The 15,021-nt window shown below is 70.5% G+C and carries 11 protein-coding genes; 7 read left to right on the forward strand and 4 right to left on the reverse strand.

Annotated elements, in window-relative coordinates; genetic code table 11:
• The first annotated feature begins 93 nt into the window (after positions 1-93).
• The 4 genes from ACX114_RS20700 (at position 94) to ACX114_RS20715 (ending at position 6,050) form a co-directional block, all read left to right on the forward strand.
• Positions 94-930: an MBL fold metallo-hydrolase gene (locus tag ACX114_RS20700; RefSeq protein ID WP_459287034.1), complete on the forward strand. Its 837-nt coding sequence runs from the start codon at positions 94-96 to the stop codon at positions 928-930.
• Positions 927-2,531: a sigma-54-dependent Fis family transcriptional regulator gene (locus ACX114_RS20705; RefSeq protein WP_459287035.1), complete on the forward strand. Its 1,605-nt coding sequence runs from the start codon at positions 927-929 to the stop codon at positions 2,529-2,531. The genes ACX114_RS20700 and ACX114_RS20705 overlap by 4 nt, the downstream gene beginning before the upstream one ends.
• A 250-nt stretch (positions 2,532-2,781) precedes the next feature.
• Entirely contained in the window at positions 2,782-4,122 is a 1,341-nt protein-coding gene (locus ACX114_RS20710; RefSeq protein WP_459287037.1) for a sugar porter family MFS transporter, read from the forward strand.
• A 131-nt stretch (positions 4,123-4,253) separates the two neighbouring features.
• Entirely contained in the window at positions 4,254-6,050 is a 1,797-nt protein-coding gene (locus ACX114_RS20715) for a DUF4215 domain-containing protein (protein WP_459287039.1), read from the forward strand.
• Between the two features lie 15 nt (positions 6,051-6,065).
• Here ACX114_RS20715 and ACX114_RS20720 read toward each other — a convergent pair whose 3' ends face one another.
• The 4 genes from ACX114_RS20720 to ACX114_RS20735 all read right to left on the reverse strand — a co-directional run bounded on the left by ACX114_RS20720 (position 6,066) and on the right by ACX114_RS20735 (position 12,163).
• Positions 6,066-6,968, reverse strand: coding sequence for a hypothetical protein (locus ACX114_RS20720; RefSeq protein ID WP_459287041.1), 903 nt, complete (start codon positions 6,966-6,968; stop codon positions 6,066-6,068).
• 113 nt (positions 6,969-7,081) lie between these two features.
• Positions 7,082-9,412 carry a serine/threonine-protein kinase gene (locus tag ACX114_RS20725; protein WP_459287043.1) on the reverse strand — a complete coding sequence of 777 codons (2,331 nt, stop codon included), beginning with the start codon at positions 9,410-9,412 and terminating at the stop codon, positions 7,082-7,084.
• A gap of 17 nt (positions 9,413-9,429) precedes the next feature.
• Positions 9,430-11,100, reverse strand: coding sequence for an adenylate/guanylate cyclase domain-containing protein (locus ACX114_RS20730; protein WP_459287045.1), 1,671 nt, complete (start codon positions 11,098-11,100; stop codon positions 9,430-9,432).
• Between the two features lie 127 nt (positions 11,101-11,227).
• Positions 11,228-12,163: a hypothetical protein gene (locus ACX114_RS20735; RefSeq protein WP_459287047.1), complete on the reverse strand. Its 936-nt coding sequence runs from the start codon at positions 12,161-12,163 to the stop codon at positions 11,228-11,230.
• 71 nt (positions 12,164-12,234) lie between these two features.
• Here ACX114_RS20735 and truD point away from each other — a divergent pair, with 71 nt between their 5' ends.
• The 3 genes from truD to ACX114_RS20750 all read left to right on the forward strand — a co-directional run bounded on the left by truD (position 12,235) and on the right by ACX114_RS20750 (position 15,020).
• Positions 12,235-13,848 (forward strand): tRNA pseudouridine(13) synthase TruD, encoded by a 1,614-nt coding sequence (gene truD, locus ACX114_RS20740; RefSeq protein ID WP_459287049.1) that lies wholly within the window; start codon positions 12,235-12,237, stop codon positions 13,846-13,848.
• Positions 13,849-13,926: 78 nt separating this feature from the next.
• Positions 13,927-14,517 (forward strand): RNA polymerase sigma factor, encoded by a 591-nt coding sequence (locus tag ACX114_RS20745; protein ID WP_014396809.1) that lies wholly within the window; start codon positions 13,927-13,929, stop codon positions 14,515-14,517.
• Positions 14,514-15,020: a hypothetical protein gene (locus tag ACX114_RS20750; RefSeq protein ID WP_459287051.1), complete on the forward strand. Its 507-nt coding sequence runs from the start codon at positions 14,514-14,516 to the stop codon at positions 15,018-15,020. Before ACX114_RS20745 ends, ACX114_RS20750 begins: the two co-directional genes overlap by 4 nt.
• Position 15,021 lies beyond the last annotated feature (1 nt).

Here is a 15,021-nt window from a genome sequence, read left to right on the forward strand (position 1 = left end):
GATTCCAGCCCCTTGGCGCTGGCACCGGACGTGCTCTGTCCCCTCCACGTCAGGGCGCCCCCAGCGGGCGTTCCGCGCATCTGGAGACCCATCATGGAAATCCGCTTCTTTGGCGTTCGGGGCAGCATCGCGGTGTCGGGCTCGCGCATCGGTGGCAACACGGCGTGCGTGGAGGTGACGAGCCAGGGCGAGCGGCTGATCCTCGACGCGGGCACGGGCATCCGGACGCTGGGCGAGGTCATGATGCGCGAGGGCGCTCCGCAGAAGGCGACGATGTTCTTCTCGCACCTGCACTGGGACCACGTGCAGGGCTTCCCCTTCTTCACGCCCGCGTACCTGCCCACCACGTCGCTGATGATGTACGGCCCCGGCGCGAATGGTGCCCAGGCGCTGGAGTCCACGCTGTCGCAGCAGATGCGCCCGCCGCAGTTCCCGGTGCCGCTGTCCACCATGCGCTCGAAGATGTCCTTCGGCGCCGCGCTGCACGGCCGCACCGTGGAGGTGGGTCCCTTCAAGGTGACGCCCATCGACGTGCCGCACCCGGACGGCTGCATGGCCTACCGGGTCGAAGCGGACGGCCACTCCTTCGTGTACGCCACGGACGTGGAATTGCCGGAGCGCCTCACCTCCGACGTGGCCCGCCACTTCGAGGGCGCGGACGCGCTGTGCCTGGACGCGCAGTACACGCCCGACGAGTACGAGGGCAGGAAGGGCATGTCCAAGAAGGGCTGGGGCCACTCGACGATGATGGACGCGGCCAAGGTGGCCAAGGACCTGCACGCCGGGCGCCTCTTCCTCTTCCACCATGACCCGTCCCACGCGGACGAGCTGCTGGAGGACATGGCGCAGCAGGCGCGGGGGCTGTTCCCCTTCACCGAGCCCGCGCGTGAAGGCCAGCGCATGCTCCTGGGCCGCGCGGCGGGCGCATGAGCGGCGCGAGCCCGGAGCCGTGCGATAGACTGTCTCCAGCGCCCTTCTCACTTCCGCCGCTGCCCGCCGCCATGCCCTCGTCCCCGCCGGATGTGTCCCAGGTCCTGCTCCCCCTTGGCGGCCTCGTCGGGCGCGAGGTGGACCTGGACGCCTTCCTCCAGACGCTCGTGGACCGCATCGCCATCACGCTCCAGGCGGACCGGGGCACGCTGTGGCTGCTGGATCCGGTGCGCCGCGAGCTGTTCAGCCGCGCGGCGCACCTGCCGGAGGTCGCGCAGATCCGCGTGAAGCTGGGCCAGGGCGTGGCGGGCTACGTGGCGGAGGCCGGCGAGCCCGTGCACGTGCCGGATCCGCGCGGCGAGCGCCGCTTCTTCGCGGACATCGACCGGATGACGGGCTACCGCACCATCAGCCTGGCCGCGGTGCCCCTGCGCGACGCGGCGGGCGCCGTGTACGGCGTGCTCCAGGTGCTCAACCGCCTGGGCGGGGGTCCCTTCACGGAGGACGACACCCGGAAGCTCACCGACATCGCGGCGCAGGTGAGCACCGCCCTCCAGAGCACCAGCCTCTACCAGGAGCTCCAGCGCGCGAAGGATCAGCCCCAGGCCCCGGTGGGCTACTTCTTCAACCGCATCATCGGAGAGGCCCCGCCGCTCAAGGCGCTCTACCGCCTGGTGCAGAAGGCCGCGCCCACGGACGCCACCGTGCTGCTGCGCGGAGAGAGCGGCTGCGGCAAGGAGCTCTTCGCGCGCGCCATCCACGTCAACGGCCCCAGGCGCGACAAGCCCTTCGTGAAGGTGGACTGCGCGGCCCTGCCCGCGGCCCTCATCGAGAACGAGCTCTTCGGCCACGAGAAGGGCGCCTTCACCGGCGCCGACCACCGCGTGCCCGGCAAGTTCGAGGCGGCCGACGGAGGCACCGTCTTCATCGACGAGCTGGGTGAGCTGCCCCAGGCCGTGCAGGGCAAGCTGCTGCGCGTGCTCCAGGACCGCGAGTTCGAACGCGTGGGCGGCACGCAGGCCGTCAAGGTGGATGTGCGCATCGTCGCGGCCACCCACCGCGACCTGCCGCGCATGGTGGCGGAGGGCCGGTTCCGCGAGGACCTCTACTACCGCATCAAGGTCGTGGAGCTGCTCCTGCCCCCACTGCGCGAGCGCGGCGCGGAGGACATCGAGCGGCTCGCCCGCCACTTCGTCGCCACCGCCGCGAAGCGCCACCGCCTGCCCGTGCCGCGCCTCGGCGCCACCGCGCTCGCGAGGCTCAAGCGCTACCGCTGGCCCGGCAACGTGCGCGAGTTGGAGAACTGCATCGAGAGCGCCGTGGTGCTATCCGAGGGCGAGATCCTGGAGGAGCACCTGCCCCTGCCCTCTTTGGACCGGGCGACCTCCCCCACCGAACCCGGCGCGCCCACCCCCCCGGAAGCGCCCGCCGCGCCGGACGCACCGCTCCTGCTTCCGCTGGCGGAGGTGGAGCGCCGCCACATCCTGCGCGTGCTGGAGGCCGTGAAGGGCAACCGCACCGCGGCGGCGCGCACGTTGGAGATCGGCCGCAACACGCTCGCCCGCAAGCTCAAGGAGTACGGCCTGGCGGACGAGGGCTGAGCTTCGAATCGCCCTCGAAGCCCCGAGCCCCGCCCCCCAGCGGGCGGCCATCAGGGCGGTGGCCTGTCCGGGAGTGCCTTTCGGCGGGCACCGGGGCCACCTCTCCTCTGGGCCGCTGTGCGTACCGCGAGGGCCGGACACGTGCCCGTCCCAGGGGGAAGGAGCACGTCATGGCGGATGTCCTCGATGCCCGGTCAAGCGGACCCAGGCGCATCACGAGGCGCGGACCGGCAGGATCATCGGCATCTCCGTGGTGGCCGCCCTGGGCGGCTTCCTCTTCGGCTTCGACACCGCCGTCATCAACGGCACGGTCGCCGCACTGAAGGCCGAGTTCGCCGCGAGCAGCCTGGGCCTGGGGCTGGCGGTGTCCTCCGCGCTCATCGGCTCGGCGGCGGGCGCCTTCGCCGCGGGCCCCTTCGCGGACCGCTACGGCCGCCGGCGCGCGATGATGCTCGCGGCGGCGTTGTTCATCATCAGCGCCATCGGCTCGGGGTTCGCGTTCTCCCTCTGGGACCTGAGCTTCTGGCGGCTGGTGGGCGGCCTGGGGGTGGGCTTCGCCAGCGTCGTGGCGCCCACCTACATCGCGGAGGTCGCCCCGGCGTACCTGCGTGGCCGCCTGGCGTCCCTGCAACAGCTGGCCATCGTGGTCGGCATCTTCGTGGCCCTGCTGAGTGACTTCGCGATCGCGCTCTACGCGGGCTCCGCCTCCAACCCCACCTGGCTGGGCTTCACCGCGTGGCGGTGGATGTTCTTCAGCGGCCTGCCGCCCGCGCTCTTCTACGGCATCGGCGCCGTCTTCATCTCGGAGTCCCCGCGCTTCCTCGTGGCCAAGGGCCGTGAGCAGGAGGCCCTGAGCGTGCTGCGCGACATCGAGGGGGACACCGCGCCGTCCAAGGTCGTGGAGATCCGCCGCTCGCTGCGCACCAACTATACGCCGCACCTGGCGGACCTGAAGGGCGGCCGCTTCGGGTTCCTGCCCATCGTGTGGGTCGGCATCGTGCTCGCGATGCTCCAGCAGTTCGTGGGCATCAACGTCATCTTCTACTACTCCAGCGTCCTCTGGCAGGCGGTGGGCTTCTCCGAGCACAACTCGCTGGCCATCACCGTCATCACCAGCGTCACCAACATCCTCACCACGCTGGTGGCCATCGCGTTCGTGGACCGGGTGGGAAGAAAGCCCCTGCTGATCATCGGCTCCGTGGGCATGGCGCTCACGCTGGGCCTGATGGCGTACCTGTTCGGCACCGCGCCGCTGGACGCCGCGGGCAAGCCCGTGCTCCAGGGCGCGGCCGGCACCACCGCGCTCATCGCCGCCAACCTCTACGTCGTCTTCTTCGGCTTCTCGTGGGGCCCCGTCGTCTGGGTGCTCTTGGGCGAGATGTTCCCCAACAGCATCCGAGCGCTCGCGCTCTCCATCGCGGCCATGGCGCAGTGGCTGGCCAACTTCCTGGTGTCCGCCACGTTCCCGTCACTGCAGGCCGTTGGCCTGGGCTGGGCCTACGCCCTGTATGCCGCAGCCGCCGTGTTCTCCGTCTTCTTCGCCGCGAAGTTCATCCGCGAGACGAAGGGTCGTGAGCTGGAACAGATGTAGCCCCGCGAGACAGGGCGAAGCATGGAAGCCTGTACACCCGTACGGGCTTTCTGCATTTTTACGCACCGGCTGGGTGAGAAAACACCTGTTCCATTTGACACGTGGGGTCACCGGCTTTCAGCATCACCTTCATGCTGAAACATTCCCCCCCGCTCCCCCGGCTCGCGAGCGTCCTGCTCGCTTCGCTCCTCCTCACCCTGACAGCCTGTCCCGGCAACGACGACGACGACAACGACGGCGGCACGAACATCACGGACGGTGGCAGCGACGGTGGCTCCACCGATGGCGGCAACGCGCTGCCTGACGGCGGTTCGTACGATCCGGGCCCCCAGGTCTGTGGCGACGGCAAGATCCAGAAGGGCGAAGTCTGTGACGACGCCAACACCGTGAGCGGTGACGGCTGCACCTTCGACTGCAAGGAGATTGAGGTCGGCTTCGAGTGTCCCGAGTGGGGCCGGCCCTGCGTCGTGGCGACGGCGTGCGGCAACGGCATCGTCGAGGAAGGCGAGGTGTGCGACGACCGCAACAACGAGTCCAACGACGGCTGCAAGGCGGACTGCTCCACCGTGGAGACCGGCTGGACCTGCCCCTTCCAGGGCCAGCGCTGCCGCGCGGCCGAGTGCGGGGACAAGATCATCGCCGGCGAGGAGGAGTGCGAGGACGGCAACACCGCCAACGGCGACGGCTGCAGCAACACCTGCCGCCTGGAGCAGGGCTACAAGTGCGACACCGTGGGCCAGCCGTGCACGAAGACGACCTGCGGCGACGGCAAGAAGGAAGGCACCGAGCAGTGCGACGACGGCAACCACGACATGGGCGACGGCTGCTCGCCGCTGTGCGTGCTGGAGCCCAAGTGCGTGAACGGCACCTGCGAGGCCCGCTGCGGTGACGGCGTCATCCTCCCCGGCGACACCACCGAGCAGTGCGACGACGGCAACACCCGCGCCAACGACGGCTGCTCGTCCACGTGCCAGCTGGAAGCGGGCTTCGCCTGCGTCCGCGTCACGGAGTCCCCGCCAGCCACGGTGGAGATCCCCGTCGTCTACCGCGACTTCTGCGGCGTGAACTCGGGTTGCAAGGCTCCCGCCATCCTGCACCCGGACTTCAATGACGCGAACGGCTCCGAGCAGGGCATCGTCGGTCCGAAGTACGGCCCGCTGGGCGCGGACGGCAAGCCCATCTACGCCAAGGGCGCTGGCTCCGCCGTCACCCACGGCAAGACGGCCTTCGACCAGTGGTACCGCGACACGCCGAACGTCAACGTGACGGAGGTCGGAACCCTGAAGCTGAACCGGCAGGGCAACGGCTCCTACCTGTTCGACGACCAGACCTTCTTCCCGCTCGACGCCACCGGCTGGGTGGGCCTGGGCAAGGAGAACCTGCTCAAGGACAACAACAACATCGACCGCAACTTCAGCTTCACCAGCGAGACGCGCTACTGGTTCGAGTTCAAGGGCAACGAGGTGCTGACGTTCCTGGGTGACGACGACGTCTGGGTGTTCATCAACGGCAAGCTCGCCCTGGACCTGGGCGGCGTGCACGGCGCCACGTCCGGCACGGTGTCCCTGGCGGACGGGCCCACGGTCGCCGGCCTGGGCAATCTGGTGAAGGGGAAGATCTACGAGGTCGTCGTGTTCCAGGCGGAGCGCCACACGTCCCAGTCCTCGTACAAGCTGACCCTGAACAACTTCGAGACCCAGCGCACCGAGTGCAAGTCCACCTGCGGCAACGGCACGGTCGATCCGGGCGAGACGTGCGACAACGGCAACGCCAACGGCCCGGGCTACGGCAAGTGCAGCCTCACCTGCATCTGGAACGCCCGCTGCGGCGACGGCATCACCCAGTACAACTACGGTGAGACGTGCGACGACGGTAACTCCAACGATCGCGACAGCTGCCCGAACAACTGCCAGGTCGATCCGGGGTAGTCCTCCGGCCGGACCTCACAGGGTCCGGGCGAGCATGAACACGGCGGCCAGGGACAGCGCCCCGGCCGCCGCGAAGTGCCTCCAGGCCCGGCGGGACAACACCCCGCCGGTGCCGGTGGCCCCCTCCCCCAGCACCATCAGCGCCGGACGCCCGCCGCGCCCGCGCAGCGCGTAGGTGCCGTCGCGGGAACCCCGCTGAAGCTCCCCCACCACCAGGCACGCCTCCCCGGGGACGCCCACGCGCTCCCAGGACAGCGCCTGCGCGGGCGCCCCCAGGAGTTCCTCCCGGGTGAGCGCGGGCGGCGCCGGACACCGCCGCACCTCCACCGGCGCCAGCAGCGCGGACGGCGCGAAGCCCACCGCCGCCCGCGTGCGCTCGCCCTTCAGCAGCAGCACCGGCGAGTACGCGCGCTCACGCGAAAGAAGCGGCCCCCTGCAGCCATGCGCCCCCACCGCGTGCACCGCCGCGTCGTAGAAGGCGCACGGCACGCCGCCCGGCGACGTCAGCGTCTCCACCGAATCCAGCTGGCCCCGGTACACACCGAAGCCCGGGGACCGCCCCGCGCGCAGGGCCTCCACCGCCTCATCCAGGGGCATGGGCGCGGCGCCTCGCAGCGCATCCGCCCGCAGGCGCACCCGGGCCCCCCGGGCGGACACGCCCGCGGCCAGCACCAGCAGCACGGAGCCCAGCGCCTTCACCAGCACGTCCGGCGACACCGGCACCAGCGGCGTCCCGCGCATCCAGGGAACGAAGAGCACCAACCCCAGGGCCAGCGCCCCGAAGCCCGCGAGCATCCAGCGAGGCCGCGCGCCCGTGGGCGTCCGCCCCAGGGTGAAGGTCGCCCAGAGCAGCAGGGCCAGGCCCACGCCACAGAGCGGCAGCAGGAGCACGCGCCCCAGGTCCAGGTCCACGGCCATGCCCCACCCCCGCCCCAGTGCCAGAAGCGGCCCCGCGACGAACGGAGCCCGGCGGGAGCAAGGTGGGAACGGGAGGACGGGGTGGCAAGCCCCCTCCTCCGGAGCGGCGGCGGCTACTCGGCGGGGACGCGGCGCACGGGGCGTTCTTGCAACTGCCCCACGACCTTCAGGTCATCGAAGGTGCACTCGAGGTTGCGGCAGCCCAGGGCCAGCTTGCCCACGCGGCCCTCGAAGCCCGGCAGCACCTTGGAGGCGAAGAGCTTCTTGTTGAGGAAGGCGTCCACCCGCACGCCGCTCTTCTGCCGCTTGAGCTGGAGCTTCACCAGGAAGGGGCCCGTCTTGGGCACCGGCATCTCGTCCTGGACCAGGTTCTTGGTGTCCTCCGCGCTGTTGCCCACCACCTCATGCCCGTCGTCCGGGGAGAAGTAGCGCCACGACAGGCGCATGCCCGCGTCGGGGATGGCGAAGACGGACACCTGCACGTCGCGGATGCGGAACGCCAGCTCACCGAAGTGCTGCCCGTCCTCCTCCACCGACCACTGCTTGCCCAGCGGGTTCACGTCCATCAGCACCTCGGCCGTGAAGTCGTCGCTCGAGAAGTAGCGGTGCGCCAGGTACGCGCGCGGCACCAGCTTGCCGTCCGCCTCCCGTCCGGCCTGCACGGCGCGCAGCTCGCCCTGGTCCAGGGTCCACGTGCCGCTGTGGACGTTGATCTCCTCCTCGCCCTGCTCGAAGCCCAGCTCCAGGGTGCTGTTGGCCGAGCCGGCCGCGGGCGGCGTGAGCTTCAGCCCGGAGAACACCTCCCCTTCCGTGTTGGCCGGGAAGTGCATGACCGGAGGGGTCGGATCCGCGACGACCGGGGTGCCCGTCAGGCTCCCGAACCCCACGAAGGCGCGCACCGCGAAGCCCAGCACGGCCAGGCCGCCCACCACGGACAGGCCGGTGCGCACCCGGCCCCAGCCCGCGTGGAGCGCCTCCAGCACGGCGGCCTCGGGGGCCGTGATGGACTTCATGGAGGCCACGTGCGAGGGCTGCGCGCGCGCCAGCGCCGACGCGGGCGCCACCACGTGCGGCGACGACGAGGCGGACACCAGCGCCTCCAGCGCGTCGCACACCTCCGTGGCGGTGGCATAGCGGGCCTCGCGGTCCGTCTCCAGCAGCCGCTCCACCACCGGATCCAGGCGGGGGTCCAGGCCGCGCACGCGCTCGGACGGCAGCTTGAAGCGGCCCACGGGCAGCTCGCCCGTGAGCGCCTCGTACATCATCACGCCCAGGGAGAAGAGGTCCGCGCGCCCATCCACGTTCTTCGCGTCCCGGCGCTGCTCCGGGGCCATGTAGTTGAGCGTGCCCATGGCCACCGCGGTCGCGGTGAGCTGCTTCTCCGAGTCCGGCTCGCGGATCCCCGCCAGGCCGAAGTCCGCCACCTTCGCGTGCAGCCGCCCGTCCAGCAGGATGTTCTCCGGCTTGAGGTCGCGGTGGATGATGTTCTTCGCGTGCGCGCACTCCACGGCGCGCGCCACCTGGAGCAGCACCTTCAGCGCCTGCGCGGGCGAGATGGGATCCCGGCCGCTCAGCGCGTGGCGCAGCGACTGGCCCTCCACGTACTCCATGACGAAGTAGTAGTGCTCGCCCGCCACACCCCGGTCGATGATCTGCACGATGTTCGGGTGGCTCAGGGACGCGAGCGCCGTCGCTTCCTTGTCGAAGCGCGACACGAACTCCTCGTCCTTCGCCAGCCGGGGCGGCAGCACCTTCACCGCCACCGTGCGGCCCAGGGACCGCTGGCGCGCGAGCCACACCTCGCCCATGCCGCCGCGCCCCAGGATCTCCAGGAGCTCCAGGCCCGGCAGCTGGGGCTTCGCGCCCGTCAGCATCGTCTCCGCGTTCTCGATTTCACGGAGGCCCGTGTTCACCGGCGCGCGAGGGGCCTTCACCCCCAACGTCTCCGCGCGCACCAGCGTGGCGCTGATCAACTCCGCGGCCGAAGGGTCCGCCGCGGGCAATGCCACTCCGGACGAAGGCGCGTCGTGGCCCCCGGAGGAGGCAGGCACCGCCCCCGCGGCAACCTCGCCCTCGTCCGCCTTCCCCACGCCATCCGGTCGCGGGATGTTCATCTCGTTGCCCCCTGGGACGGAGCCGGCCCTCATCTCCTGTCCCACCGAGTCCTCCCTGCCGGCTCCAACACGCGGAGCAGCGGAAGGTGACGTCGATTCTGGCGGATACTCCGCCGTGCGCGGCGTGAAAGTCACCGCGATGCCTGCTTCGTCGTGGCCCCTGTCGGCCGGACGGATGCCCGACGGCTCGGCCGGGCGGTGGATGCCGGACACGTCCGCGCGCCGCACCTCGAAGCGGATGCCGCAGCGACACGTGGCCTTCTGGCCGCTCACGTACACCCGGGTGTCGTGCACCGTGCCGCAGTTGGGGCACGACTGGGTGGTCGTCATGGGCGGGGGGCGCACCGTCAGCGCACCTTGCGGGAGGTGGAAGTGGTCAGCTCCGCGCCATGCACGCGGAAGGTCTGCACGCCCTTCTCCTTGCCCTTCACCTGCAGCACCGGCAGCTCCTCCACGTCGAAGCCCGGCCCGGACTTGCGCACCGTGGCCTCCGACGCCAGCACCTCGCCGCTCTTCGCGATGCCGCACAGCCGCGACGCGGTGTTCACGGTGTCGCCGATGGCGGTGAACTCGTGCCGCTCCGCGCTGCCCATGTAGCCCACGACGGCCTGGCCCGTGTTGACGCCAATGCCCACTTCGATGGGCTTCTTGCCGTCCAGCACGCGCTGCCGGTTGAGCTCCGTGACGGCGTCCTGCATCTCCAGCGCGGCCCTCAGCGCCCGGGCCGGATCATCCGGGTGCGACGACGGCGGTCCCCACACCGCCATCACGCAGTCCCCGATGAACTTGTCCAGGTTGCCCTCGTAGCGGAACACCACGTCCGCCATGGCGCTGAAGAAGCTGTTCAGCATGGACACCACCTCCTGCGGCGAGTCGCTCTCCGCCAGGGTGGTGAAGCCACGGATGTCCGCGAACAGGCAGCTCACCTCCGCGAGCCGGCTCTGGCGCAGGTCCTCCGTGCCGCCGTTGATCACCGCGTCCGCCACCGCCTTGGACAGGAAGCGCGACAGCTCCGCGCGCGTCACCGCCTCGTTGCGGATCTGCTCCGCCAGGGCCGCGTTCTCCAGCGCGATGCCCGCCTGCGCGGCGATGCCGGAGAGGATGGTCAGGTCCTTCTCCGAGAAGGCGTTGATCTGCTGGCGGCTGTCCAGGAACAGCACCGCCATGATGTCGCCATTCACGAGCAGCGGCACCGCCATGGCGGAGCGGATGCCCTGCGCCACGATGCTCTCCGCGGCGGAGAAGCGCTCGTCGATGATGGCGTCCGCCGTGAGCACCGCCTTGCCCGTCTCCACCACGCGCTTGAGCACGGTGTCCGACAGCATGACGTTCACCTGCTTGCCCTGCCGGTGGTGCACCGCGGCCGGGATGAACTCCCCCTCCGGGCCCACCTTCAGGATGACGCCGTGGTCGGCCGCGAGCAGCTCGAAGGCGACCTTCAGAATCTGTTCGAACAGGTCGTCCTGGGTGCCCTTGAGGCTCACCTGCCGGTGGAACTCGTGGACGATGCGCAGCTTCTCGTAGTCCCGGCGCAGCGCGGCGACGTCCGTCACCTGGTCGGCCGGACGGAAGTTCTGCGGCACCTGGTCCATCTGCGCCAGGAAGGCCGGCATGGAGACGGCGTTGGCCACCACCGTCACGCCCGGCAGCGTGGGCGGGTTGGCTCCGCCGGGCGCGGCCTCGCCGCTGTGGAAGACGAGCCGGGAGGAGCCCAGGGCGATCTCATCCCCGTCCCGCAGCCGCATCTCCCCCGTCACCCGGCGCCCGTTGACGAAGGTGCCGTTGGACGAGTTCAGGTCGCGCAGCACGAAGTCGCGCCCCACCTTCTCGATGGTGGCGTGCTCCTTGGAGACCTCGCGGTCCACCAGCCGCAGCGTGTTGGACGGATGGCGGCCGAGCGACGTGGTGGGGCCCAGGGGAAACTCCCCCAGCGTCCCGTCCGCGAACCGCCCCGTCAGGTGCGGCCCGCGCGGGTGCGACCCGGACCTGGGCGGGAATGGGGCGGGTGCCTGGTTCACGCGCGAATCCTCACCGGCCCGGACACTACCAGAGCCTTCCGCCCCAAAGGAACGCTCGCGAAGCTACCCCGGTTCCAGGCCGCCAACGCCCTGCACGGCCGGTCAGTCTCCCCCCCGCTCCGGCCTCTCATGTGGAGGGCGGGGCCAGCGTTCCCGGGGTGGCGGGGTCCGCCGACGCGGCCGGGCGGCGCTCGGGAGCCCGGAACCCCAGGCCAATGGACGGCAGGAAGGTCATCCCGCCCAGGTCCCGCTTCTGCCCGAAGACGTGGGGGTTGCAGAAGACGTAGCCCCCGGTGAGCTCCGCGTAGAAGTGCACGTACTTGTAGCCCACCGCGAAGCCCACCGTGGAGCCCACGAAGTGGCTGTTCACCGTGGACGGCAGGGTCGCGTCGAAGCCCGTCACCGGCTTGCCCTGCTCGGAGAAGTCCACCAGCTGGGCGTCCAGCCGGGTGTGGCTGAAGACGTACTTGGGGGCGCCGTAGAGCTTGAACACGTCCCCGTACTCGGCGCTCAGGTACAGCGGCACCTCCACGTCCGTCCGGCTGAAGTCCCCCAGTTGGACCACCTCCAGGACGTCCATCACCGCCCCGGAGAACAGGTACTTGGACACTCCCAGCCCCAGCGCCAGGTCATAGGAGCGGCGCGGCCCCGGCCCGCCGTGGGCCAGGCGCACCTTGCCGTCGAAGCGCAGCGCGTTGCCGTTGTAGCGCCCGCCCACGTCGAACCCGTCCAGGAGCCCCACCCGCACCATCAGCTCCGGGTTCACCCCCGGCGGGGCCACCGCCAGGGCCAGGCCCGCCGTCAGCAGGCGCTGCTGGTCCTCCTCCGTGAGGGTGTAGGGCCGGTCCTCCTCGATGGCGCGCTTCGCCTCGAGCCCCTGGTCGATGCCCACGTCCACCACCGACGCCAGCGTCCCCACGGGGACGAACACGCCCATGCTGCCCGTCACCTGGACCTGCCCCGGTGCGAGCGTCTTCGCGGTCTGCATGGTGGACAGCGGGGTCGCGCACCCCACGGCGAGGCCGGCGAGCCCCAAAAGGATCAGGGTGGGAAGGTTTCTCATGGGGTTGCAGGTTAAGCCCATTTCCGGCGCGAACGCTTCAATCCGGGCGTCCACGTGGTAAGGGGGCTGTCGTGCGAATCAAGCAAAAACCCGAGGACTTCTCCGTGAAGGAGTCCTACCGCTTCGACGAAGTCGAGAGCGGCAAGCATCGCGTCTACCTGATGGACAAGCAGAAGCTGTCCACGTTCGACGCGGTGAACCGAATCCGTGACGCGTTCGGTCTGAAGCCCGGCGCCATCAGCTACTGCGGCCTGAAGGACAAGCAGGGCCGCACCGAGCAGATCATCGCCGTGGATGGCGCGGACGTGGACATGCAGGAGCCCGACCTGCGCCTGAAGTTCCTGGGCCGGACGGACAAGCCGCTGTCCGCGAAGAACATCACCTCCAACCGCTTCTCCGTCACCGTGCGCGCCCTCACGCGTGACTCGCTGGCGCCCTTGAACCTGGCCGCCGCGGAGATCAACCGGCTGGGCGTGGTGAACTACTTCGACAGCCAGCGCTTCGGCGCGATCAAGCACGGCCAGGGCTTCATCGCCAAGGACCTCATCCGGGGCGACTTCGAGGCCGCGCTGCACAACTACTTCGCCCGCCCCTCGGACCTGGACCGCACCGAGGACGCCAAGGTGAAGGGCTTCTGGCGCGACAACTGGGGCAAGTGGGACGCGCGCGTGCCCTTCGAGGGCGCGAAGAAGTACCACCGCATCCTGCGCAGCCTGCGCGAGCACCCGGGCGACTGGCTCCGCGCGTTCCTGCAGATCGACTCGGACTACCGGGCGATGATCCTCTTCGAGTACCAGAGCTTCCTCTGGAACGAGGGCGTCCGGCGCTACCTCCAGCTGATGCTGCCGCGCGAAGCCATGTTCCCCATGCGCTACCAGGCCGGCACGCTGCTGCACTACCGGGACGCGACCCCGGACGTGCTGCACATCCTGCGCGAGAAGACCTTCCCGCTCGTGGGGCCGGACACCACCTTCGAGGATCCGAAGGTGGCGGAGGCCATGACCTGGGTGCTGGGCAAGGAGAAGCTCAAGCTCCCCGACCTGCGCATCAAGGGCGCGGAGCGGATGCTCTACTTCAAGGAGGAGCAGCGCCCGCTGGTGATGTTCCCGCACAAGCTCGTCGTGGGCCGCACGCAGAACGACGACGTGAACCGCGGCGACATCAAGGTCAACGTGGCCTTCACGCTGCCCCCGGGCGCGTACGCCACGCTGGTCATCAAGCGCCTGTTCCACTTCGAGTACACGGAGGACTCGAAGGAGGACATCCGCACCTCGCAGCGCCCGCGGCTCGTCACCACCGAGCGCGAGGAGGCCCGGGTGGAAGAGGCCCGGAGCGCCGCGCGCGCCTCCGAAGGCCCTTCGCGCCACCGCGCGCTCGCGGACCGCGCCACCAGCCGCGCGTCCCGTCCGGCCTCGTCCGAGCGCCCCGCCCGTCCGGGCACTCCCGCCAGGGACGCCCGGCCCCCCAGCCGCATTGGCCGGCCGGCCCGCGCTCCCCGTGAAGAGCTCCCGGACATGGATGAGGTCCGGGCCGCCCCCCCGCCTGCCCCGGAAGCGGAGATTCCGCTGGGCTTCCGGGCGAAGCAGAAGCAGCGCAAGCAGGCGAAGGCCGAAAGCCGGGCGGAAAAGGCCGAAAAGCAGCGCCTGGCCGCCGCCAAGTCCGCGAAAAAACAGAAGCGGAAGTGATGATCGAGGGCGGCGCAATGGCCTTTCGCCGCGCCCGTAGTCCAGGGCGTGAACGCTCTTGCCCTCGACTCGCTCCCCATGGCCATCGGAATGCTGATGGCTGAGGACGCCGCCCCGCTCCCCTGGAAGGCGGACGTGCAGGCCGCCCGCAAGGGGGACCCGTCCGCTTTCGAAGCGCTCGTTCGCAGCGTGCAGCGCCCGGTGTACGGCCTGGCGCTGCGCCTGCTGCAGAGCGAGGCGGAGGCCGCGGAGGTCGCGCAGGAGGCCCTCCTCCGCGCGTACCAGAACCTCCACCGCTACGACGACGCGCGCCCGTTCGACCTCTGGGTGCTCGCCATCACGCGCAACCTCTGCCTGGACCTGCTCCGCCGCCGCACCAAGGTGCGCACGGAGGAGCTGGAGCCCATGAAGGAGGTGCTCCCCAGCAACGAGGCGTCCCAGGAGGACGGGGCCATCGCGCGCGAGGAGCGGCAGTCGCTGGAGGCCGCCATGGAGACGCTCTCCGTGGACGACCGTGAGGTGCTGGCCCTCTATTACGTCCAGAAGCGCACCACGAAGGAGATCGCGCAGATCATGGGCTGCGCGCCCGGGACCATCATGGCGCGCCTGTTCCGCGCCCGTGAGAAGCTTCGCAAGAAGATGGCGCCCGCCGAGGAGGAGACGCGATGAGCCCCACCCCCTGCCCCGACCTGGAGGTCCTCTTCGCGGAGCTGGAGGCCGGTGAGGGCCCCGCCCTGGATCACGCCGCGGAGTGCGAGGCGTGCGCCGCCCTGATGGAGGACCACCGCCTGCTGGAGAACGACCTGTTCCGGCTGGCGGATCCGCTGCCGCCCCCGTCGCTGGTCGTGAACGTGATGGCCCGCGTCGCGGAGAGCCCCGCTCCCCAGCGCCGCGAGGTGTGGACGGGCCTCTGCATCCTGCTCACGTCCCTGGGCGTGGGCCTGGGCTTCCTGTTCAGCAACGACAGGGCGCTCGGCCGCATGGGCACCGCGTTCGCGTCCAGCGTGCGTGACAGCCGTGCGTTCATGGAAGGCCTGTTCAGCGGTGCGCACGCCCTGTGGAGCACCGCGGGGCTGGCGGTGGCCTGCATCGTCGCGTTCGTCGTGTTCACGTCGCTGTTCGGCCTGAAGCGCCTGGCCGGCTCCCCTCCTCCGTCCCTCTCCGAAGCCTGAG

Source organism: Corallococcus sp. M7 (genome assembly GCF_054512695.1).